The sequence below is a fragment of the Paraburkholderia sp. A1BS-2L genome (assembly GCF_051125205.1).
Classification (GTDB): domain Bacteria; phylum Pseudomonadota; class Gammaproteobacteria; order Burkholderiales; family Burkholderiaceae; genus Paraburkholderia.
The window spans coordinates 977,733-1,000,703 of record NZ_CP120430.1 but is presented as its reverse complement, the minus strand read 5'-3'; the positions used below and the strand labels follow the sequence as shown (position 1 = coordinate 1,000,703).

The window sequence follows — 22,971 nt, the reverse complement described above, 5'->3', positions numbered from 1 at the left end:
CGTCGCCTGCACTAGCCCTGTGCGGCGCTCGCGACGCGGTTGCGGCCGGCGCGCTTGGCGGCATAGAGCGCTGCGTCGGCGGCGGCGATCAGCGCATGGGGCACCGCGCTTGCAGCCGGGTTGGGCGCGCCGCCCGGGCTGCTCGTGGCGCAGCCGGCGCTCACGGTGACCCGGCCCGCCGGCGCAGGCGAGGGCATGGCGAGCTGCGCGACTGCCGCGCGTGCGCGTTCTGCGACGGTGCAGGCTTCGTCAGCGTTGGCGCCGGGCAGCACCAGCGCGAACTCTTCGCCGCCGTAGCGCGCGACGAAGTCGCCGGGGCGCAGCGTGAGCGCGAGCGCCCCGGCCACGGCGCTGAGGCACGCATCGCCGTGCAGGTGGCCGTGGGCATCGTTGTAGAGCTTGAAGTGATCGACGTCGACCATCACGAGCGAAAGCGGTTGCGCACCGCGCGCCGCACGCTCGAACAAACGGCGGAACTGCTCGTCGAAATAGCTGCGGTTGTACACGTGCGTGAGCGCGTCATGCGCCGATGTCTGGATCAGCGAGGCATGCTCTTCCGATAACTGCCGGTAGAGCGCAGTGACTTCCCAGACCAGCACGCACACCAGCACGCCCGGCGCGAACATGCTGAAGATGCGGGCCACGTACCAGCCCAGCGTGAAGCGCTCGATGCTCAGCGTATTGAGCGCGGCGTCGACGAGCGAGGCGAGCAGCGCCACCACGATCCACCAGTCGAGCACGAGCCGCAGCCGACCCTTCAACAGGACGACGGCGATGGCCACAAGGTTGAGCGCGCAGATGACGAGCCCCATGGAACCGGCGGCCAGCTCTGCTGGCGCAATCCGCGTGGCGGCCGACGCTGCCGTGGACGCATGCCACGGCTCGGCCAGATCGACGCGAACCACGAACACCCCGAGCGCCGCGGCGAGCATCGCGGGGCCGGCGATCAGGAGCCAGGAGCGGGCATCCAGGCCCAGGCACGCGCGCTGGGACGGGTCGTCCGGCGCGCGGCTGCGCACCAGTTCGGCCACGATCACGAGCGCGGGGAAGCCCGCGTGCCAGAAGACCCACATCCACGCCGCGCTATACGGGCCCGCACCCAGCAATCCCGTGCGCGTGAAAACGCCAGGAAACATCAGCAACTGCAATGCAACGGTAATGGCGGTGAAAGCATAGGCGCCCCCGAGCGCGCCGAGCATCGGCAAACGCGTGACTGCGAAGCGCGCGCCGAGCATGAACGCCGCAATGCCCGACGTGGTGAACACGGTCAGCGCGCACATCGGCATGAATGGGCCGATGGCGGGCAGGGCGTCGCGGGCGCGCGGCGCCGTCAGCGCGAGTGTGAGCATGATCGCGAGCGCGCAGAGGCTGGCGAAGATTGCCTGCCTGCGCGTAGCGGGTCCTATCAACAAGCCGTACATGGAGCCCCGTGGCGTCGAGCGTGTGTGTTCGCAACTCCGGGGAGGCGCCGTGCGCGCCGCCGGTTGCGCAGCTATTTTGCGCCGATTCGCCTGCCGATGGGGCGCGAATTAGCGGGCGGCCCCGCTGCTCAGGGATCACTCGGCGGGCAGCGTGGCCGGCATGCGCAGCCGGTACCGGGACACCGCCTGGATGGCGAGCGCGCAGAAGATCGCGCTGGCGTAGGCGGCCACGAGATTCATGCGCTACCGAGCGGATGTCGATGCATCGTTTGCGGATTCCCCTTCATTTGCGCTCAATCCGGCGGTGCGCTCCCTGATGCTCTCGCGAACCTGCTGGCGGAACCAGCAATGCGTCGCGTCGCGATCACTCGCTTTGGTCCAGGCCATGATGACCTTCAGCGGCGGGAACGCTACCGGCGGCTCAAAGATCTGGATCGGCAGCACCGACTCGAAATGTCGCGCGAGCGACAGCGGCAACGTCGCGATGCAGTCGGTCGCGGCCACCATGTGCGGCAGCGTCGTGAATTCGGGCACCAGAAACTGGTCATGCTGCGTGAGGCCCGCTGCCGCAAGCGTATCGCGTTCGATGCTCGCGTTAATTCGAAACCCCAGATTGAAGCTGATATGCGTGTGGCGCAGGTAAGCGTCCACGTCGAGCCTGGCCGGCGATGGCGCGTGCCTTGTCGATTCAATGCAAACCATCCGGTCGATGAACAGATGCTCGTACTGGTAATCGGAGTCGTCATTGAACAGATTGAGACCCGACCAGTCGGATACCTGCTCCGGGGCTATCACCATGTCGATCATGCCCTGCCGCATACCCTCGCCCGAATTCCGGTCGCCATGGACGAACTGCACGCCGGATTTCGGAGCGTGGTTGCTCAGCCGCTGGTGCAGGGGCGGCACCAGCAGGAAGCTCAGCCAGTCGGCCGAGGCGATCCGGAAGCGGTGGGTAATTTCGCCGGGATCGAATTCGAGCGTGCCGAGCAGCGATTCGCCCGCGAGCTGGAATCGTTCCAGTAGCGGCAGCAGCGCCTTCGCCTTCTCCGTCAAAAGCAGCTCTCGCCCGTTGAACACCAGCAGTTCGTTGTCGAACACTTCGCGCAGGCGTTTCAGGCTGCCGCTGACCGTCGATTGCGTCAGATGCAATTCCTTTGCGGCAATCGTCACGTTTCGATGCTTCAGCAACGTGTAGAGGATCGGCAGCAGATTGAGATTGACGTTGCGTAGCTGGTTCGATTGACTCATGACTGGATTCGTCGTCGGATGCTGTTCGGTGGCGGAAATTTTCGCCTCCGGGACCGAAAATCGTCTACTGGCGCTCGCCCGCGCACAATCGGGAAATGCCCGCCATCTTTCCTGGCGTTTTTACCTACGCGGCTTCGCCAATACCTCCTATGGAAAACGGCGGTTTCCTCCCGCGCTACCCCCGTCTCTATACTTTGTTCCACATCAAACGCGCTTGACCTGACGCCGGAGTCGCGGCGCTCCAGGCCATCGCCCGCCGGTCACTTCATCCGGAAATTCACGGCATTTAAATAGCAGTACGAACAAGGAGAGGTCATGCATAGCGTCTCGACGCTCGGATACATGGTTCTCGGGGTCAGCGACCTCGCGGCCTGGGAAGGGTTCGCCGTCAACGTGCTGGGCCTGCAGCCCGGGAAACGCGTGGCTGGCGAGTCGCTGGGCCTGCGGATGGACGACTACGAACAGCGCATCTTGCTGCTCAAAAACGAGATCGACGACTTCCTCGCCGCCGGCTGGGAGTTCGAAACGGATGCACAGCTCGATGCGTTCGTCGCCCAGGCGCGCGCGCGCGGAGTCGAAGTCGCCGAGGAGGACAAGGCGGTCGCCGACCAGCGCCGCGTCGCCCGGCTCTTCGTCTGCGTGGACCACGACGGTATCCGCCACGAGTTCTACAGCACCGCTTATCGGGCCAACACCCGTGACACGTTCCGCTCGCCAGTGCTGCGCGGAGGGTTCAGCACCGGGCGCCTCGGCGCGGGCCACTTCGTGACCGTGCCGAAGCAAAGCGCGCGCGCGAAGGCGTTCTGCGAGGACATTCTCGGCCTGAAGCTCAGCGACACCATTCAGGGCGATGCCGCGCCGGGCATGACGATCGACGTGACCTTCTTCCATGCGCGCACGGGCCGTCACCATTCGCTGGCCGTCGCCGAGGTGCCGTTTCCGGTCCGAAAGCGCATTCACCACATGATGATCGAGTGCAGCGACCCCAACGACGTCGGCCTCGCCTACGACCGCTGCAAGGCCGCGGGCGTGCCGATTCTGATGGAGCTCGGTCACCACCCCAACGACGGGATGTTCTCGTTCTACCTGATCTCGCCGTCGGGTTTCGCGATCGAATTCGGCGCGGGCGGCATCGTCGTGAACGACGACACGTGGGAAACCAGACGCTATTCCGAACTCAGCGACTGGGGCCATAGGCTCAATCCGCCGCCGGGCGCACCGGCCCCGAACGCCCATTGAGCGTTCGCCTTACCGCCTTACCCGTCCACCACGCGTGCATCGCGCGAAAGCCATCGAAACGCCGCAAGCCATTGGAACCAGAAAAATGTCCTTGACCGAAGCCAGTACCAGCAAGTTCGTCACCATCAACGAGCCTGCACTCGAGAATTTCTCTATCCACTTCAACGATGCCGGCAGCGGCCAGACCGTCGTGATGCTGCACGGCGGCGGTCCCGGCGCAAGCGGCTGGAGCAACTACTACCGCAACGTCGATGCACTCGTGAGCGCGGGTTTTCGCGTGCTCTTGATCGACAGCCCTGGCTTCAACAAGTCGGGCGAGATTGTCAGCGACGTGCCGCGCAATCTGCTGAACGCGCGCGCGACCAAGGGCGTGCTGGACGCACTCGGCATCGACAAGGCCCATCTGGTCGGCAACTCGATGGGCGGCGCCTCGGCCTTGAGTTTCGCGCTGGAGTACCCCGAACGCATGGATCGTCTCGTGCTCATGGGGCCGGGCGCGCAAGGCCCGAGCATCATTCAGCCGCAGCCGGGCGAGGGTATCAAGCGCATGTTCAAGCTGTACATGCAGCCTACCTACGAGAACTTCGAGGCGATGCTCGAGGTATTCGTCTACGACCCCAAGGCGATCACCGAGGAGTTGCGTCAGGGCCGGTGGAGCAACATCGAGTCGAACCTCAATCACCTGAAGAACTTTGTCGAAAGTTCGAATCTCTGCCCTGTCACGAAGTGGGACTTGAGCGCCCGCTTTCCGGAGATCGCGCACAGAACACTGGTGACGTGGGGGCGCGACGACCGTTTCGTGCCCCTCGATCATGGCCTGCGCATGATCAACACCCTGCAGGATGCGCGGCTCCACATCCTGCCGAAGTGCGGTCATTGGGCCCAATGGGAGCATGCCGACGAGTTCAACCGCCTCGTCATCGATTTTCTGAAGCACTGAAACACCGCACATCATCGAGTGGACGCATCCCATGAAAGAACGTTTTGACGCCGACGTTGCGATCGTCGGCTATGGTCCGAGCGGCATCATTGCCGCCCTGACCCTTGCGAAATACGGCATTTCCACGGTCGTTTTCGAACGTCACCGCGACATCTATCCGCGCGCCCGCGCCGTGACCGTCAACGACTGGACGATGCGCATCTTCCAGAGCCTCGGGGTCGACGAAGCCGTTCTGAAGTGCATCGATCCGCAGCGCGCGCTGCGCTGGATACGCTACGACGGCACGGAGATCATGCGCATCGAGCATCCGCCTTCGACGCTGGGCACCCGGACGCGCTTTTTCAACATCTACCAGCCGACGATGGAAGCGACTTTGCGCGAATGCGCAACCCGGCATGCGCAGATCGACGTGCGCTATGGCTTGGACGTGGTGTCGCTGGATCAGGACGAAACGGGCGTCACGTTGACGGCGAAAGACGTCGCGACGGACGCGAAGACCAGCGTGCGCGTGCGCTATGCGATCGGCTGTGACGGCGGGAGCAGCGCGACTCGCGGCGCGCTCGGCGTGAAGCTGCTCGGCGATACGCTGGAAGTGCTGTGGATCGTCATCGACTGCCGGGTGAAGCGCTGGTGGCCGGACCGCAATCTGCTGACCTTCTGGTCCGACAAGGAGCGGCCGGTCGTGGACATCGCGCTTTCGGGCGGCAATCACCGCTGGGAGCTGCCGCTCAAGCCGGGCGAGACCGAAGCGGACTTCTCGACGAACGAGCAGGTGTGGCCGCTGCTCGAGGCGCTGGGCGTACGCGCAGACGACGTCGAAATTCATCAGCACGCGTTCTACCGCCACCACACCCGGATGGCGGACAAGTGGCGTGTCGGGCGCGTGTTCCTCGCCGGCGATGCCGCGCATCTGATGCCGCCTTGGGCCGGCGCCGGCATGCAGACCGGCATGCGCGATGCGTTCGATCTGGGCTGGAAGCTCGCGGGCGTGATCAACGGAACCTTGCCCGAGCACTTTCTCGATTCCTATGAAACGGAGCGCCGTCCCAACGCGGAGTTCTACACGCAGCTTGCCGTGCAGCTCGGCCGCGTCATCAAGCAGGAGCTCTCGGAAGAGGAGCAGGCCGCGCTCAGCGCGCCGCCGCCGGCCGATGCGCCGGAGCCGCCGCTGATCGCGCCGCCGGTGCTCACTGGCGGATGGCTGCGCGGGCCGCTTGCCGCGGATAGCATCGTCGGCCGCATGGTGCCGCAACCCGTCGTCGGCGACACGCGCGGGGTGATGGCGCGTCTCGACGACCTGCTGGGCGACGGCTTCGTGCTGCTCGGCGACGACGTCGATCCCGCGACCTTGCTGACGTCCGCGGAGAAAGCGGCGTGGGACAAGCTAGGTGCGCGCTACATCGCCTTGCGTCAGCAGGACCAGCGCACTCAGGGGCCCGGCGAACTGATCGATCTGGATGGCGTATTGCGCCCGTGGCTGCGCAAATACGGCGCGCGCGCCGTCGCCTTGCGGCCCGACCGCTTCGTGGCTGCAGCCGACGTGAGCGGGCTTTCGGTGCCGGCAAGCACCGCTCGAACGGAGGAGGTGCACGCCGATGCCCGATAACACGGTGGTCACTACCCTGGCCGCGCGGTTGCGCGATGCCGAACGCACGCGCGCGGTGATCGCGCCCGTGCGCGGCGAGATCGCCGCGACCGATATGGCGACCGCCTACGCCATCCAGCAGGCCAACGTCGACCGGCGCGTGGCGAACGCTGAGCGCATCGTGGGTCGCAAGATCGGCCTCACCTCGCTCGCAGTGCAGAAGCAACTGGGCGTCGATCAGCCCGACTTCGGCGCGCTGTTCGCTTCGATGGCGCATGGCGACGGCGAACCGATTCCCCTTTCGCAACTGATCCAGCCGAAAGTGGAAGCGGAGATCGCGCTCGTGCTCGAGCACGATCTCACGCACGAGAAACACACTTTCGTCGATGTCCTGCGCGCCAGTGCGTATGCACTCGCAGCGATCGAAGTGGTGGACAGCCGCATCGAGAACTGGGACATCCGCTTCGTCGACACGGTCGCGGACAACGCGTCCAGCGCGCGCTTCGTGGTGGGCAGCCGCCCGGTGCCGCTTTCGCAGATCGACCTCGCCGCATGCGCGATGGAACTCGCGCGCGACGGGGAGGTGCTCTCGCGCGGCAACGGCGCGGCGTGCCTCGGCAACCCGCTGAATGCGGCCGTGTGGCTGGCGGACCGGATGGTGCAACTCGGCACGCCGCTGCGCGCCGGCGACGTCGTGCTCACGGGCGCACTCGGGCCGATGGTCGCCGTCAAGGAGCCAGGCACCTATACCGCACAGATCGAAGGGCTCGGCAGCGTTCGCGCGACTTTTATCGCCTGATTCAGGGGACTTTACATGGCTTCGGAACAACTCAAGGCCGCGATCATCGGCTCGGGCAACATCGGCACGGATCTGATGATCAAGATCCTGCGCAACAGCCGGAATCTGGAGATGGCCGCGATGGTGGGCATCGATCCGAACTCGGACGGCCTCGCACGTGCCGCTCGCCTCGGCGTGGCGACCACGCATGAAGGCGTCGAAGGGCTGACGCGGCTGGACGTCTTCAAGGACATAGACTTCGTGTTCGATGCGACCTCGGCTGGTGCGCATGTGAAGAACGACGCGCTGCTGCGCGCGCGCAAGCCGGGCATCCGCATGATCGACCTCACGCCCGCCGCGATCGGCCCTTACTGCGTGCCGGTCGTGAACCTCGACGCGCATATCGACGCGCTCAACGTCAATATGGTCACCTGCGGCGGCCAGGCCACGATCCCCATCGTTGCCGCGGTGTCGCGCGTGGCGAAGGTGCATTACGCGGAGATTGTCGCGTCGATCAGCAGCAAATCGGCGGGGCCCGGCACGCGCGCCAACATCGACGAGTTCACTGAGACTACTTCGAAAGCCATCGAAGCGGTGGGGGGCGCAGCGAAGGGCAAGGCGATCATCGTGCTGAACCCGGCCGAGCCGCCGATGATGATGCGCGATACGGTCTATACGCTTTCGGATCTCGCCGACCGCGAAAAGATCGAGCGATCGATCGAGGAAACGGTCGCGAAGGTGCACGCGTATGTGCCGGGCTATTGCCTCAAGCAGAAGGTCCAGTTCGATGAAATTCCCGCGAGCGCACCGCTGAACGTCCCGGGCCTTGGGCGCTTCAGTGGCCTGAAGACCTCGGTGTTCCTCGAAGCGGAAGGCGCCGCGCACTATCTGCCTGCCTACGCGGGCAACCTCGACATCATGACTTCCGCCGCGCTCGCCACTGCCGAGCGCATGGCGCAGGCGCTTTTGAACGTGCAGGGAGCCTGAGCCCATGAGCAAGAAACTCTATATCTCCGACGTGACGCTGCGCGACGGCAGCCACGCCGTTCGCCACCAGTACTCGATCCAGAACGTGCAGGACATCGCCCGCGCATTGGACCGCGCGAAGGTGGACAGCATCGAAGTCGCTCACGGCGACGGCCTGCAGGGCTCGAGCTTCAATTATGGCTTCGGCGCGCACAGCGACCTCGAATGGATCGAGGCCGTCGCCGACGTGGTCGAGCACGCGAAGATCGCGACGCTGCTGCTGCCCGGCATCGGCACGATTCATGACCTGAAGGCTGCGTACAACGCGGGCGCGCGCGTGGTGCGCATCGCCACGCACTGCACGGAAGCCGACATCTCGAAGCAGCACATCGAGTACGCGCGCGAGCTGGGCATGGACACCGTGGGCTTCCTGATGATGAGCCACATGACCACGCCGGAAAACCTCGCCGCCGAAGCAAAGAAGATGGAAAGCTACGGCGCGACCTGCATCTACGTGGTCGACTCGGGCGGCGCGCTGACGATGAACGACGTGCGCGAGCGCTTTCGCGCGGTGAAAGCCGTGCTCAAGCCCGAAACGCAGACGGGCATGCATGCGCACCACAACCTGTCGCTTGGCGTGGCGAATTCGATCGTGGCGGTGGAAGAAGGTTGCGACCGCATCGATGCCTCGCTGGCAGGCATGGGCGCGGGCGCCGGCAACGCGCCGCTGGAGGTGTTCATCGCGGCGGCGGAGCGCATGGGCTGGAACCACGGCACCGGTCTCTGCACGCTGATGGATGCCGCCGACGACATCGTGCGCCCGTTGCAGGACCGTCCGGTGCGCGTGGATCGCGAGACGCTCGCACTCGGCTACGCGGGTGTGTATTCGAGTTTCCTGCGCCATTCGGAAGTGGCGGCGCAGAAGTACGGCCTGAAGACGGCGGACATTCTCATTGAACTGGGCCGTCGCCGCATGGTGGGTGGTCAGGAGGACATGATCGTGGACGTGGCGCTCGATCTTGCCAGGCAGCTGGACGTCGGTCCAGGGCAATAGTGCAGGCGGTCGCGATGTGAACGATACGAAAACATCGCGATGGATTTGCAGTATATAAAAATAAGGTTTGGAGACTTCGATGAAACGTATCTATGTAATGGCATTATTGGCAGTCCTGCCAGTCGCGAGCGCAGTTGCACAAAGCCATGTCACGATGTACGGCATGATCGACGGCGGGGTATCGTACATATCCAATCAGGGCGGTCATTCCGTCACGAAGTTCGACGACGGAATCTTTTCCCCAAATTTGTTCGGCATTCAGGGCGCGGAAGATTTGGGAGGCGGAACGAAAACCATCTTCAAGCTCGAAAATCAGTTTCTGCTCGGCTCGGGAGCGGCCGTGCAGCCGGGCATTTTCGGACGCAATGCGTATTTGGGAATCGACGATCCACGGCTGGGAAAATTGACGTTGGGGAACGTCTACGAGTTCATGTTTACCTCGTTGACAGAGGGCAAAAACACGCCGGCTTTGATCTCCGGCGGCCTTTATAGCTTTGCGGCGGGGCCGTTCCAGAATCTCGGCATTCCCCAAAACCCGACTGGCTGGTTCGGCTGGGCGCGGACCAACGGAATACCGATCAACAACGCGGTCAAGTACCAGGCTCCCCAGATCGGCGGGTTTTCCGCCGGCGCACTGTATTCCTTCGGTGGCGTGGCCGGATCGTTCGGCTCGAACTCGGGCATGAGTTTCGGCGTGAACTACGATCACGGTCCATTCGGGCTCGGCGCCGCTTATACCGAACAGAAGTATCCCGGCTCCCTCAAAGGCGCCCCGCAGGTTCCGATTCGAAACTGGGGTGTCGGCGCTCACTACGCCCTGGGTTCCACGTTGACCTCCGCAAGCTTTGTTACCGTTCGCAATGAATTGACGGGCGCGTATGCGTATGCCGGGCAGCTTGCGAGCAACTGGCAATTGACGCCCGCGCTTTCACTCGGCTTGAGTTACATGTACATGAAGGGCAACGAAGTCCTGTACGGCAATCACGCCAACCAGTTGAACGCGATACTCGGCTACTCGCTTTCCACGCGCACGATGGTCTATGCGGAAGGGGCCTGGCAGCGCGCGAATTCCGGCGCGCACGCCGCCATCAATGGAATCCTCAGCCCTTTGGGCTCGTCGAGCAGCGCCTCCCAGGCGATTGCCCGCGTTGGGCTGCGAACCGTATTCTGAACCACGAATCCGCGAATGATGACCGGAAAGAATGCACGATCCCGATTGCAAATGAAGGAGCTGTTAACGATGGAATTGGCAAAGACACCTGACTCCACCCGCCGTGCGCTGCTTGGCAGCCTTGCTGCAGCAGCCGGCGTTGCGATGTTGCCCACGGCAAGAGCTCGACCCGTCGTTCAGGACGAGGCGGCACTGCCGCTTGACCAGCGCGCCGACCTCGCAAAGGCAGCGCTTCGTGACGCCAAAGGGACGAAGCTAGTCATGCTCGGCACCGGCGCGGGACCGATGGTCGGCATGCCGCGGCATCAGACCAGTCACGTCATGGTGCACAATGGATCGGCCTATGTCCTCGATTTCGGGCTGGGCGTTTCCAATGAGTTCGCGCGCACGGGCCTGCAGTTCAACCAGGTGAAGGCGGGGTTCCTGACACACCATCATCCGGACCACAACATCGAATACGGTCCGTTCATTCTTCTGGGCTGGATCTACGGCATGAGTCCCGACGTGCAAATGTACGGGCCGCCGCCGCTCGCACAAATGACGAGGGATTATCTGCGCTCGCAGCAAGCCACGCTGCAGTTCTGGTCGGAAGATTTGCAGACGGCGCCGTTGACGACAGTGCCCGTCAAGGAGGTTTCGGATTCGGGCCTCGTCATGTCCGATGAGATTGTCCGCGTGACGGCCATGCGCGTGGAGCATCCGCCCGTCAACCCCGCGTTTGGCTACCGCTTCGACTTTCCCGATCGCTCGATCGCGTTTTCGGGCGACACGGTTCCGCTCGACGCCGTGGGGGAAATGGCGAAGGGGGCCGACATCCTCGTGCACGAGGCCATGAACATCGAGGCCACAAAGAAGATGGTGCATGTTCTTGCCCGCAATAACCCGAAGACGAACTATGACCAGATCATGAAGCACATGATGGCGGATCATTCCCCGGTCGAGGAAGTCGGACGTATCGCGCAGAAGGCGGGCGTCAAGACCCTGGTTCTCTCGCATCTGACGCCCGTGATGCCCGTGACGCCCGACGCCACCTGGCGCAGCGAAGCCGCGAAGCACTTCAAGGGCGAGATTCTGGTCGGATACGATCTCATGGTCGTGTGACCCGCGAGCCATCGGGGTAAACATCGGTGTCGCCACAAAATGTTTTCGAATGGTTGGCATACGGAGTATATTGGTTGGTACACGAACCAAGCAGAGAATTGAGGAGGCGTCATGCAGTTTTATCTCAACGGATTCCGTACCGGCGACCCGATGACCGATTCACCGGCCGATGGTGCGCCGCATTCCGCGCTGCCCGATACGGTTGACGTGCTCATTGCGGGAAGTGGGCCCGCGGGGCTCGTGCTCGCGGCACAGTTGTCGCAATTCCCGACAATCCGGACGCGCATCGTCGAGCGTCGCGGCGGCCCGCTGCTGATGGGGCAAGCAGACGGTGTCGCGTGCCGGACCGTAGAGATGTTCGAAGCGTTCGGGCTCAGCGATCGCCTGTTGCGCGAAGCCTGGTGGGTCAACGAAACGGTATTCTGGCGGCCCGACGCGCAGGATCGAAGCGCGATCAAGCGTACCGGACGTGTGCAGGATACCGAAACAGGGCTTTCTGAATTTCCGCACGTCATCGTGAATCAGGCGCGCATTCAGGAGTATCTGCTCGATGTCATGCGCCGGACCGCGCAGCGTTTCGAACCCGATTACGGCCTCGAAGTGGTCGACGTGCAACGCGACGACAGCCACGACTACCCCGTACTCGTCACACTGCAACGCACCGGTGCAAGCGGACCTCAGGAAACGGTCACGATACGCGCACGTTACGTCGTGGGTTGCGATGGTGCGCGCAGCCGCGTGCGGACAGCCATCGGACAGCAACTACGCGGCGACGCCGCCAATCACGCGTGGGGCGTGATGGACGCGCTGGCCGTCACCGACTTTCCGGACATCCGGCTTAAAGCGGCGATTCAGTCGGCGAACAAAGGGAATCTGCTCATCATTCCCCGGGAAGGCGGCTATCTGGTCCGCTTCTATGTCGATCTTGGCGAAGTCACGCCGGCAAACCGCGACGACATCAAGCAGACCACCGTCGAGCGCATCATCGAGACGGCGCAGGGCATCCTGCACCCGTATTCGCTGGACGTGAAGGAAGTGGTGTGGTTCTCGGTATATGAAGTGGGCCAGCGTCTGACCGACCGCTTCGACGACGCAATCACGCCCGACGGCACGGTTCGCGAGCCCCGGATCTTCATCGCGGGAGATGCCTGCCACACGCATAGCGCGAAGGCTGGCCAGGGCATGAACGTCTCGATGCAGGACGGGTTCAATCTCGGCTGGAAGCTGGGCGCGGTGCTGCAAGGGCGAAGCGATGCCATGCTGCTGCGCACGTACTCCGATGAGCGCCAACCCGTTGCGCAGGAGCTGATCGATTTCGACAAGCAGTGGTCGGCCATGATGGCCGCCCCTCCGAAGGATCCCGCCCGCCCGGAGGCAGGCGGCGTCGACCCCGCGGAACTTCAGGCGTACTTCGTTCGCGCGGGCCGCTACACGGCGGGTGTCGCTACACGCTATCGACCGGGCACGTTGACCGGCGAAGCGACGCATCAGGCGTTTGCCACGGGCTTTCCAATCGGCATGCGATTTCATTCGGCGCCGGTCGTGCGCGTGGCGGATGCGAAACCCATGCATCTGGGCCATGCCGCGCGCGCCGATGGTCGCTGGCGTCTCTATGCCTTCGCGGACGCTGGCGGCGATGCGCTGCGGGCGTTATGCGATTACCTTGCCTGCGCGCCCGACTCCGTGTTGCGGCGTGCCACGCCGGAGCATGCTGACATCGACGCGATTTTCGATGTGCGCGCGGTGTTGCAGCAGCCGCATCGCGAGGTCCGCTTCGAGGACCTTCCCGCGCTCCTGCGGCCGCGCAAAGGGCGTTACGGCCTCGTCGATTACGAAAAGGCATTTACGTGCGACGCCGCCGCTGATATCTTCGAGGCGCGTGGCATCGACCGCGAGCGCGGCGCGATAGTCGTGGTTCGGCCGGATCAATATGTCGCCCACGTGCTTCCGCTGAATGCTTACGCGGAATTGAATGCCTTCTTTGGGCCGATACTCCTTATGCCCTGATTCAGGACGACACTGGAAATTGCCGACGCTACCCGACCATCCCGATTCGCTTTCGCAATTCACGGGCAGCCTCGTGCGCCGTGCGCAGCAACGCCACGCGGCAGTGTGGCTTAGCGAAGTGTCCGCCGAAATTACGAGCGTGCAGTACGCGGCGCTCGAAATCTTGCGGGAAATGCCCGGGCTCAATCAGCGGCAGCTCGGCAATGCGCTCGACGTGGACCGTTCAACCATTGCGGATCTGGTTGCCCGCATGGTGCGCAATGGCCTGGTCGAGCGTTCCGACGATCCTGCCGACAAGCGCAGTTACGTGCTATTCCTCACTGCGGCCGGCAAGAAGCAGCATACGATCTTGCGGCCGCGTGTGGAGCAAGTGGAGCGCATCCTCACGGCCCGATTGAGCCAGAAGGAAGGTCTGGAGTTGAGGCGCCTGCTTGCCGCATTGTTGCCATGAGAATGCCCGTTGGGGAGGGCGCTCACGGTGTGAGCCGTTCTTAGAACAAACTCGCTTGCCCCGACACCAGCGTTTCGAATTCCTCGCGCAGAAACGGCAAAATGGCGTCGGCCACGGGCTGCAACTGTCTGCTCAAATAGAACTCGTAATCGAGTGGCGAGCTGAGCGTCTCTAGCGGCTCGGGGCCTGCGGTCGTCATGACGTAGCTGATCCAGCCGCCGTTCTGATATTGCAGCGGGCGGCCTTTGGCACGGTTGAATTCGTCGGCGACGCGCGCCGCGCGCACATGCGGCGGCACATTGCGCTGATAGTCGCCAAGCGGCCGGCGCAGCCGCTTTCGGAATACGAGTTGCTCGTCGAATTCTCCGCTCAACGTGCGCCGCACATAATCGCGCACGTAATCGGCATAGGGCTCGCGCTTGAAGACGCGCCGGTACAGCTCGCGCTGAAATTGCTGGGCGAGCGGCGTCCAGTCGGTGCGAACGGTCTCCAGTCCCTTGAACACCATTTCCTCGCTGCCGTCCTTCGCGCGCGCGAGGCCCGCGTAGCGCTTCTTGCTGCCTTCTTCCGCACCGCGCACGGTGGGCATGAGAAAGCGCGAATAATGCCGCTCGAATTGCAGTTCCAGAGCGCTCTGGACACCGAAGCGTTCGCGCAACTCAGCCTGCCACCACCGGTTGACGTGCTCGACCAGCGCGCGGCCGGTGCGCGTCGCATCTGCTTCCGTATGCGCGCGCTTGAGCCACACGAAGGTGGAGTCGGTGTCGCCGTAGATGACGTCATAGCCTTGTGACTCGATCAATTCGCGCGTCTTGCGCATGATCTCGTGGCCGCGCATGGTGATCGATGATGCAAGGCGCGGGTCGAAAAACCGGCAGCCCGTGGAGCCAAGCACGCCATAAAACGCATTCATGATGATCTTCAGCGCCTGCGAAAGGGGCGCATTCTTGTTGCGCTTGGCGTTCTCTCGACCTTCCCAGACCTGGCGCACGATCTCGGGCAAGCAATGCATCGTGCGCGAGAAATGCGCGCCGAGGAAGCCCGGCACGGACTGGTCGTCGCGGGGGTTGCGCAGGCCTTCGATCAGCCCCACGGGATCGATCAGAAACGTGCGGATGATCGAGGGATAGAGGCTCTTGTAGTCGAGCACCAGCACCGAGTCGTAGAGCCCCGGCCGCGAATCCATCACGAAGCCGCCGGGACTGTTTTCGCCCACTACGTCGCCGAGATTCGGCGCAACGTAACCGAGCCGGTGCATGCGCGGCAGATACAGATGCGTGAACGCCGCGACCGAGCCGCCGCTGCGGTCGGCGGGCAATCCGGTGACCGAGGCGCGCTCGAGCAGGAACGCGATCAGCTCGGTTTTCTCGAAGATGCGCGTGACAAGTTCGCAATCCTTGAGGTTATAGCGCGCGAGCGCGGGCTTGTCTTCGTCGAAGCGGCGCTGGATTTCGTCCATGCGCTGATACGGGTTGTCGACGGACTTGCCTTCGCCCAGCAGCGTTTGCGCGACGAACTCGAGGCTGAACGACGTAAAGCTCCAGGTGGCCGAGCGTAGCGCCTCGATGCCATCGATGATGAGCCGGCCCGCCGCGCCCGCGAAGTAGTGGTTCTGGTTGACGCTGTGCTCGCGCCATTCCATCACGGCGCCGCCGCGTCCGAGGCGCAGCGGCACGCCGTACTGCTGCGAATGCGCGTGCAGCACGCGCAGATCGAACTGCACGAGATTCCAGCCGATGATCGCGTCGGGATCGTGCTGCGCCATCCACTCGTTCAGGCGCACGAGCATCTGCGCGCGGCTCTCGCAGTACTCGAAGTCGAAATCGAGTCCGCTCGCGTCGCCGTTTGCGGGGGAGAGCATGAAGACCTGACGCTGGCCGCATCCTTCGAGCGCGATCGAGTAAAGCTCGCCCTGCGCGCTCGTTTCGATATCGAGCGAAACGAGCCTGAGCGCCGGGCGATAGCCGGTGGCCGGCTTCAGTTCGCCATCGTGCAGCAGGCCCGAGGCATCGGGCGTGCCGCGAAACAGCACGGGCGCGGTGATGAAGCGCTCCATCATGTAGCGCTCGGGCGGCTGGATATCGGCTTCGTAGACGTCGACGCCCGCTTTCGTCAGGCGCTTCGCGGTGCCGGTCAACTGGCGGTATTGCGGCGCATAGAGGCCGAGCACGGGCCGCTGCCGGAAGTCCTTGAGATCGAGCGGGCGCAGCTCGGCGCCCTTGTTGCCGCGTTGGTTGCCGATCTGGTTGCTATCAAGCGCGCCGAGCGCCGCCTCGCGCTGCGCGGCAGGCACGAAAGCGACGGACGTTTGCGGGCGCAGGCGCAGTTGCCGTGGGCCAGCGGGCGTCGCGAGCCAGAAGTCGACTTCGGTATGGTGGGGTGTGTCGCGCCAATGTCGCGTCAGAATGAAGCCCGGCTCGAAGCCGGGTTGAAGCTCGGTCACTGTGCGTACCCGCAGGCCTGTGTTGTCTGCGGGAATTGTAACGCCGCCGGGCGGCGGCCCAGGGGAGGGCCGGCGCTTCGTGCGAAACGCCGGCCCCGATGCGGCGGGTAATAGGCGTTACTCGTCCGAACCGCGACCGAGGCCGAGCCCTGGCAGCGAGTGCGTGCCTTCGGCGGCAACGGCGTGCAGCAGGTGCGGATCGAGATCGAGCGCGCGCAGGATCGTCGGTGCGACCTGCGTGGTCTGCACGCGCGCCGGGATCTCGCGGCCGCCGCCATGCAGGCCCGCATACGAGACGACGAGGCCGAGATGGCTATCATCCGGCGCATTGCCGCCGTGCTCCTCGTCCTTCTTCTTGCTCGACGTGTAGATCACGCCCGGATTCGGCTGCACGACGATATCGGGCGTGCGGCCGGCAGCCGGATCACCGAAGCGCGCGGCCAGCGCGTTGCCGCTGAGAATGTACGCTTGCGGACCGTCCGCGCAGATGCCGGGCGCGTTGCACGAGAGGTTCTGCTTGAGCGTGGCGACCACGGCGTCGCGCTGCGATTGATCGCGCAGCCAGATGAGGCCCACGTCGTCGGTCTGCACGAAGCCCGTGCCGACGAGACCCGTGCCGTCGTTCGGGTTGCCGCTCCCGGTGTTGTTCTGGCCAAAATTGCCGTTAGGATCGAGATAGTTGGTCGCCTCGAGCAGTTGCGTGAGCGTGTCGCCGTTCTTCACGAGCTTCGTGTGATCGGAGGGCGACTGGCCGTGTTTGGCCGTGACGATGATGAGCGTCGACGCATAGAGGTTCTGCTGCTTGAGCGCGGCAACGATGCGGCCGAGCGAATTGTCGAGATACGTGATCGCGCCCGACACGTTTGGCCCCGGCGTGAAGCTGGCGTCGAGATAGCCGCCGCCGTTGGCCACGGTGGCTTTTTGCGCTACGCTCAGCGTCTGGAAGTTGGTGCCGAACAGCGTGGGCACGGGCTCGTTGCGCGTGCCCGTGGAGTCCTTGCCGCCGATCTGGTTGATCAGCGCTTGCACGTGGTAGTCGTCGAACTTCTCGGTGTGCGTGTAGGTATCGGTGTAGTCGGTCTGCGTGGCCGGGTCGATCGAGTTGATCTCGGTGCGCGCGAGGTCGTCCACGCCGCGGCCCGAGGGGCCATTGAGCCAGTCGTAGCCCCATGCGTGCTTATCGGCCCACGCGGTGTGCGAGCCAGGCAGGTTTTCCTTCACGACTTCGAAGACCGTGTTGGTCTTCACGTAGTCGTGCGGATACACGGGCACGCATTTGGCACCCTTGCGCGCGCGCGGAATGGCTTGCGGATTGAAGTCGCCGCCGCCGTCGAGGTGCACGAGCGCGCCGCCGTTTTGCGCGTCTATGCCGGTGGTTTCGTCGAACACGACGTTCCAGCCTTGCTTGCCCACGCAGCCCGTGTCGTTGGGCGCGTAAAGCGTGCGGTCGTACGAAACGTCATAGAAGAGGCCGGCGGTTTTGGGCGAGCCGCCGGTCACGAGCGCGGCGAGACCCGGAAACGAATCGGACAGCCCAGGCGTATAAGCGTTCGTATAGGTGACGCCCGACTTGGCGAGCAGCGCGAGATTCGGGCAGGTGTTGCCGCCGACGCAGCGCGCGACGTCCTGCTCGTGCAAACCGTCGAAGCTAATGAGCAGGACGTGCTTGATGCCGCTCGCCCCGCTCGCCTGCGTCGACGGTGATGCGTGTGCGCTACCCACGGCGAGCGCCATCGCGCTGAGCGCCACCAGACCTGCCGACCATCTCCTTGCCGTTTTCATCGCTCACCTCTTTGTTCGTGTTTGTGGGGGGAATCACGCGAAACAGAAGTGGCAATGTGCCGGGCCTATGCGTCGAGGCGATGAACGACAACTTTCAATTACATTCTGTTACATGCGGCGCGCGGCAAGAGGGTGGTGCGAGAGAAGGCGCAACTGCTCGCCGAATTCACATTCCCATTAACCGAAGCTGGCAAGCGGGTCACCCACAGATGCAGGCTGGACCCGATAGGGGCCCCGAGCGAAGCTCTCAGCCTCTCCGAGCACCGCACGACCGACAAGAAGAACGGCGACGGCACGCGTGGGTGCTCTGAGGAGTCCGATCAGAATTCAGTACAGCGGACCCGCCACCACCGCAGCGACGAAACCGGCGAGCACAGTGACCGCATGTGTTTCATCGCGGTCGTCGACGGTGCGCCATGCCAGAACATGTGGCCCGGCGGCCGAGCGTTCTAATGCCGATTGAGTGAAAATAGGCGCGGAGACAAAAACGATATCGGGAAAGATAATGAACTTCAAGAGACTTGTGGTGGCGCTTGCAGTGACCATCGCGCTGCCGGTATTGAGCACAGCGGCAGCGTATGCCCAGTCAACGCAGCAGCCTAAGCAAACGCAAAAGGAGCCGGCATCCCCGGGCCGTACGATTGCCATGCAAGGCACCGCCAACGGCGTCCCGGCATGCATTAGCTGCCATGGTGCGAGTGGCGAAGGCAACGCGGCAGCGGGATTCCCGCGGCTCGCCGGCGTGGGCGCGGACTATTTCGAAGCGCAACTTGCAGCATTCGCCGACGGCAGCCGCGAGAACGCCGTGATGCAACCGTTCGCGAAGAGCATGTCTGCCAGCGAGCGCACCGCCGTGGCGCAGTATTTCAGCAGCCTGCCCGCGCCGAAGGGTATACGCACGCAAGATCCGTCCGAGGTCGCGCCATCCGATAGCGGTGCATGGCTCGCCACGCGAGGCCGCTGGCAGGAAGGCCTGCCCGCGTGCGTGCAATGCCATGGGCCAGGCGGCGCGGGCGTCGGCGCCGCGTTCCCGCCGCTGGCGGGACAGCCCGCGGCGTATATCGAAGCACAGCTCAACGCCTGGAAGAACGGCAAGCGGCCACCCGGCACGCTCGCGCTAATGCCGGCCGTCGCGAGCAAGCTGAGCGACGCCGACATGCACGCCGTCGCGCTGTACTACGCGCAACAGCCTTCGCCCGAAGCGGGCGCAGCGGCTGCGGCTTCACAGGCATCGGGACAAGCCGCTGCACAACCGCCTTCACAACCAGCTTCACAACCTCAGGCGAATACCGGCGAGCACGCCACGCCATTCCAGCCGCCGCCCGAAAGCGCCATGCCCGCAGGCGACTTCGGCAAATCGGTGAAGCTCGGCGAGCAAATCTTCCGCAACACCGGCCAATACGCGGGCAAGTTCGTGGGCAATTCGCTGAGCTGCGCGAACTGCCACCTCGATGCAGGCCGGAAGGCCAATTCGAGTCCGCTCTGGGCCGCCTTCGTTTCGTACCCGGCGTATCGCGCCAAGAACGGGCACGTGAACACGTTCGCCGAACGGCTGCAAGGCTGCTTCAACTACAGCATGAACGGCAAGGCGCCGCCGCTGGGCGATCCGGTGCTGGTCGCGCTGGAAAGCTACTCGTACTGGCTGGCCACGGGCGCGCCTGTGGGCGGCAAGGTGGCTGGCAGGGGCTATCCGAAGCTGCCCGCGCCCGCACAGAAAGCGGACTACGCACGCGGCACCAAGGTCTATGAGCAGCATTGCGCGGCATGCCACGGCGCGGATGGGCAGGGCAGAACGAGCAATGACCACACGGTGTTCCCGCCGCTATGGGGCGCGCGTTCGTTCAACTGGGGCGCGGGCATGCACGAGACACAAAACGCCGCCGGCTTCATCAAGGCGAACATGCCGCTGGGTCTCGGCGGCACGCTAACGGATCAGGAAGCCTGGGACGTGGCGACGTTCATGGACAGCCACGAGCGGCCGCAGGATCCACGCTTCAAGGGTTCGGTCGCGCAAACGCGCGCGAAGTATCACGACACGCCGAACTCGCTGTATGGCACGGTGGTGAATGGCCATCTGCTTGGCAGTCCTTGAGTGCAGTCCTTTTAGCGATCTGGAGGCGGGCCGTTCTGGCCCGCCTCCGGCTCAAAGTCTGAATTGCCGGAAATCGGGCGGCGACGTTTCATCGGCGTGCCGGAATGCGCGATTGAAATCTGATGCGCTATTAAAGCCCAATTCATAGGCGATTTTGGTCCCGGCTTTGCGGGGATAACGGCGCAGGTCCTCCATTTGCCTGGCCGATGCACTGACGCCATGCGGACCATTTTTCACCAACACATGGCATTTCATATTTCGGAAATCCCCGAAATCAACGCATTGCGCCACTTTGCGCGCGCGCCCTATTTAGAATTCGATGTGAGCGCCAGGTGTTCCATGCCTGGCATGCCCTTCGATGATGCATTCCGCTTACAAAATGCACGGAATGACCCAGGATGCATGAATATAAGGGTTTATACCTAAGTACTCTTCCACAAAATTGTTAAATTCTCCGCTTAGAATGAACCCTCTAATTTCGGTGCAGCCGTGGAGGGGAAATTCTTCGCGCCGCGCTGATCGTAGTGTTTTAGGGTCGTGTTGGATGGCGGCCCGCAATTCATCCATTTAGCATCACTAATCATGAGGCATTGCCGATGACCGAGTCCGTGACCTTTTCCGCACCCGATCGTCTCCGCGCCCATTATGAGTCTGGCGTCGCGGTATTTTTTGCACTGGCTCGCCCGGCGTTCGAAAGCTTTGAGGCAACTGTCGCGCTCAATCTGCAGACGGTTCGCACGGCCATTGCCGATAACGAGGCCGCGCTGAAGAGCGCGCTACAAAGCGGCAATCCCGTGGAGCTTTTCACGCAGCAACTGAATGCTTCGCAGCAGGCTGCTTCGAAGGCGATCTCGTATGGGCGCAAGGTTTTCGATATCGCGGCCCATGCGCATGCCGAATGGACCCAGGTCGTGCAGGCGCAATCCGAGCGCCAGGAGCAGTGCGTCAAGGCGCTGGCCGAACGCTTCTCGCAAGGCGCGCCCGCTGGTGCGGAGCCGTTTGTGGCTGCCATGAACTCGACGTTTGCCGCTTATGGCAACGCTGCCGATTCTGTGCGCACGATGACCCGCAAGGCTATCGAGGCCGCGCAGGGCAAATTCGACAAGGTCGCCGCCGCTACGCAGCGCGCGACGCAAACGGGGCCGGCTGCGAACTGATCGCTACGGCGCTGATCCCTCACGGCGCGGCGCGGCTGCAAATCGATACGATTGCGCCGCGCCATCCGCTCCCCTCCACGCTTTTAATCCATACCAATACGTCGCGCATATTTAATGCGCGCATTCTCTGATTTGTCATATTTGTGTGACAAGACGCAGCTACGCTTCTTGAGAAGTAGCTGTGGCGCCGCTTCGTTTGCTGCGGCGCCGTATGGCGCAGGCACCATGAATATTTTTAACGCAGGAGTGGAAATTGACTGACATCGTGATCGTTTCGGCCGCGCGTACCGCGGTGGGCAAATTCGGCGGTTCGCTGGCAAAGATTGCCGCGCCCGATCTGGGCGCGCTGGTCATCAAGGCGGCGCTGGAACGCGCGGGCGTGAAGCCCGAGCAGGTGAGCGACGTGATCATGGGTCAGGTGCTGACCGCGGGTTCGGGCCAGAACGTTGCGCGCCAGGCGTCGCTCAAGGCCGGGCTGCCCGCAGCGGTGCCCGCCATGACGATCAACAAGGTGTGCGGCTCGGGCCTGAAGGCGGTGATGCTCGCGGCCAACGCGATTATCGCGGGCGATTCGGAGATCGTCGTGGCCGGCGGCCAGGAGAACATGAGCGCGGCGCCACACGTGCTGCCGGGCTCGCGCGACGGCTTCCGCATGGGTGACGCGAAGCTCGTCGACACCATGATCGTCGATGGTCTGTGGGACGTTTACAACCAGTACCACATGGGCGTGACTGCGGAAAACGTCGCGAAGGAATACGGCATCACGCGCGAAGAGCAGGACGCATTCGCGGCGCTGTCGCAGAACAAGGCGGAAGCCGCGCAGAAGGCGGGCCGCTTCGACGCGGAAATCGTGCCGGTGGAAATTCCGCAGCGCAAGGGCGATCCGCTGGTGTTCAAGACCGACGAATTCGTGCGTCACGGCGTGACGGCGGAGTCGCTCGCGGGCCTGAAGCCGGCGTTCTCGAAGGAAGGCACGGTGACGGCGGCCAACGCGTCGGGGCTGAACGACGGCGCGGCGGCGGTGGTGGTGATGTCGGCGAAGAAGGCCGAGGCGCTGGGCCTCACGCCGCTTGCGCGCATCAAGGCGTATGCGGCGGGCGGCGTGGATCCGAAGGTGATGGGCATGGGCCCGGTGCCGGCATCGAAGCGAGCGCTGGAGCGCGCGGGCTGGTCGGCTAGCGACCTCGATCTCATGGAGATCAACGAGGCGTTCGCGGCGCAGGCGCTGGCCGTGAACAAGCAGATGGGCTGGGACACGTCGAAGATCAACGTGAACGGTGGCGCGATTGCGATTGGTCACCCGATCGGCGCATCGGGCTGCCGGATTCTGGTGACGCTGCTGCACGAGATGCAGCGCCGTGATGCAAAGCGCGGTCTGGCCTCGCTGTGCATCGGTGGCGGCATGGGCGTGGCGCTTGCGCTCGAGCGCGCTTGAGCTCGATTGAACACGATTGAACCGGGCAACGCGCGCCTGATCCGCTGATCGGGCCGCATTGAAGTCAAACGGTTTGCCCGCGCGGCACGAGATGTGCCCTG

The 22,971-nt window shown here is 63.8% G+C and carries 18 protein-coding genes and 1 pseudogene; 14 read left to right on the top strand and 5 right to left on the bottom strand.

Annotated elements, in window-relative coordinates:
* Positions 1 to 11 precede the first annotated feature (11 nt).
* On the bottom strand, positions 12 to 1,421 hold the full coding sequence (locus tag P5W98_RS29050) for a sensor domain-containing diguanylate cyclase (RefSeq protein WP_421027247.1): 1,410 nt from the start codon (positions 1,419 to 1,421) through the stop codon (positions 12 to 14).
* A gap of 243 nt (positions 1,422 to 1,664) precedes the next feature.
* A complete protein-coding gene (locus tag P5W98_RS29045) occupies positions 1,665 to 2,669 on the bottom strand; it encodes a LysR family transcriptional regulator (RefSeq protein ID WP_421027246.1) in 1,005 nt (334 codons plus the stop codon).
* A 315-nt stretch (positions 2,670 to 2,984) separates the two neighbouring features.
* Between P5W98_RS29045 and P5W98_RS29040 the strand changes: the two genes are divergently transcribed.
* The 10 genes from P5W98_RS29040 (at position 2,985) to P5W98_RS28995 (ending at position 13,961) form a co-directional block, all read left to right on the top strand.
* Entirely contained in the window at positions 2,985 to 3,908 is a 924-nt protein-coding gene (locus P5W98_RS29040; RefSeq protein ID WP_421027245.1) for a VOC family protein, read from the top strand.
* Between the two features lie 85 nt (positions 3,909 to 3,993).
* Entirely contained in the window at positions 3,994 to 4,848 is an 855-nt protein-coding gene (gene bphD, locus P5W98_RS29035) for a 2-hydroxy-6-oxo-6-phenylhexa-2,4-dienoate hydrolase (protein ID WP_421027244.1), read from the top strand.
* 31 nt (positions 4,849 to 4,879) lie between these two features.
* Complete coding sequence (locus P5W98_RS29030; protein WP_421027243.1) at positions 4,880 to 6,454, top strand: bifunctional 3-(3-hydroxy-phenyl)propionate/3-hydroxycinnamic acid hydroxylase; 1,575 nt, start codon at positions 4,880 to 4,882, stop codon at positions 6,452 to 6,454.
* Positions 6,444 to 7,232: a 2-keto-4-pentenoate hydratase gene (mhpD, locus tag P5W98_RS29025; protein ID WP_421027242.1), complete on the top strand. Its 789-nt coding sequence runs from the start codon at positions 6,444 to 6,446 to the stop codon at positions 7,230 to 7,232. The genes P5W98_RS29030 and mhpD overlap by 11 nt, the downstream gene beginning before the upstream one ends.
* A gap of 15 nt (positions 7,233 to 7,247) precedes the next feature.
* Positions 7,248 to 8,198, top strand: coding sequence for an acetaldehyde dehydrogenase (acetylating) (locus tag P5W98_RS29020; RefSeq protein WP_421027241.1), 951 nt, complete (start codon positions 7,248 to 7,250; stop codon positions 8,196 to 8,198).
* Positions 8,199 to 8,202: 4 nt separating this feature from the next.
* Positions 8,203 to 9,231: a 4-hydroxy-2-oxovalerate aldolase gene (gene dmpG / locus P5W98_RS29015; RefSeq protein ID WP_421027240.1), complete on the top strand. Its 1,029-nt coding sequence runs from the start codon at positions 8,203 to 8,205 to the stop codon at positions 9,229 to 9,231.
* Between the two features lie 79 nt (positions 9,232 to 9,310).
* Positions 9,311 to 10,402, top strand: coding sequence for a porin (locus P5W98_RS29010; RefSeq protein ID WP_421027239.1), 1,092 nt, complete (start codon positions 9,311 to 9,313; stop codon positions 10,400 to 10,402).
* Between the two features lie 69 nt (positions 10,403 to 10,471).
* Positions 10,472 to 11,503, top strand: a complete 1,032-nt coding sequence (locus P5W98_RS29005) for an MBL fold metallo-hydrolase (RefSeq protein WP_421027238.1) — start codon at positions 10,472 to 10,474, stop codon at positions 11,501 to 11,503.
* 111 nt (positions 11,504 to 11,614) lie between these two features.
* A complete protein-coding gene (locus P5W98_RS29000) occupies positions 11,615 to 13,510 on the top strand; it encodes an FAD-binding monooxygenase (RefSeq protein WP_421027237.1) in 1,896 nt (631 codons plus the stop codon).
* Positions 13,511 to 13,529: 19 nt separating this feature from the next.
* Positions 13,530 to 13,961: a MarR family winged helix-turn-helix transcriptional regulator gene (locus P5W98_RS28995; RefSeq protein ID WP_421027236.1), complete on the top strand. Its 432-nt coding sequence runs from the start codon at positions 13,530 to 13,532 to the stop codon at positions 13,959 to 13,961.
* A gap of 40 nt (positions 13,962 to 14,001) precedes the next feature.
* Here P5W98_RS28995 and P5W98_RS28990 read toward each other — a convergent pair whose 3' ends face one another.
* The 3 genes from P5W98_RS28990 to P5W98_RS28980 form a co-directional block, all read right to left on the bottom strand.
* Entirely contained in the window at positions 14,002 to 16,404 is a 2,403-nt protein-coding gene (locus P5W98_RS28990; RefSeq protein WP_421027235.1) for a DNA polymerase II, read from the bottom strand.
* A 117-nt stretch (positions 16,405 to 16,521) separates the two neighbouring features.
* A complete protein-coding gene (locus P5W98_RS28985; protein WP_421027234.1) occupies positions 16,522 to 18,186 on the bottom strand; it encodes an alkaline phosphatase family protein in 1,665 nt (554 codons plus the stop codon).
* A 327-nt stretch (positions 18,187 to 18,513) separates the two neighbouring features.
* Positions 18,514 to 18,702: a hypothetical protein gene (locus tag P5W98_RS28980; RefSeq protein WP_421027233.1), complete on the bottom strand. Its 189-nt coding sequence runs from the start codon at positions 18,700 to 18,702 to the stop codon at positions 18,514 to 18,516.
* Between P5W98_RS28980 and P5W98_RS28975 the strand changes: the two are divergent.
* The 4 genes and pseudogenes from P5W98_RS28975 to P5W98_RS28960 all read left to right on the top strand — a co-directional run.
* Positions 18,692 to 19,051: pseudogene (locus tag P5W98_RS28975) on the top strand (c-type cytochrome); the annotation flags it as partial. The gene P5W98_RS28980 and the pseudogene P5W98_RS28975 sit on opposite strands and share 11 nt — an antisense overlap.
* Complete coding sequence (locus P5W98_RS28970) at positions 19,040 to 20,278, top strand: c-type cytochrome (RefSeq protein ID WP_421028002.1); 1,239 nt, start codon at positions 19,040 to 19,042, stop codon at positions 20,276 to 20,278. The pseudogene P5W98_RS28975 and the gene P5W98_RS28970, both read left to right, overlap by 12 nt.
* Before the next feature lie 596 nt (positions 20,279 to 20,874).
* A complete protein-coding gene (gene phaP, locus P5W98_RS28965; RefSeq protein ID WP_421027232.1) occupies positions 20,875 to 21,435 on the top strand; it encodes a TIGR01841 family phasin in 561 nt (186 codons plus the stop codon).
* Between the two features lie 253 nt (positions 21,436 to 21,688).
* Complete coding sequence (locus P5W98_RS28960; protein ID WP_421024050.1) at positions 21,689 to 22,870, top strand: acetyl-CoA C-acetyltransferase; 1,182 nt, start codon at positions 21,689 to 21,691, stop codon at positions 22,868 to 22,870.
* Positions 22,871 to 22,971 lie beyond the last annotated feature (101 nt).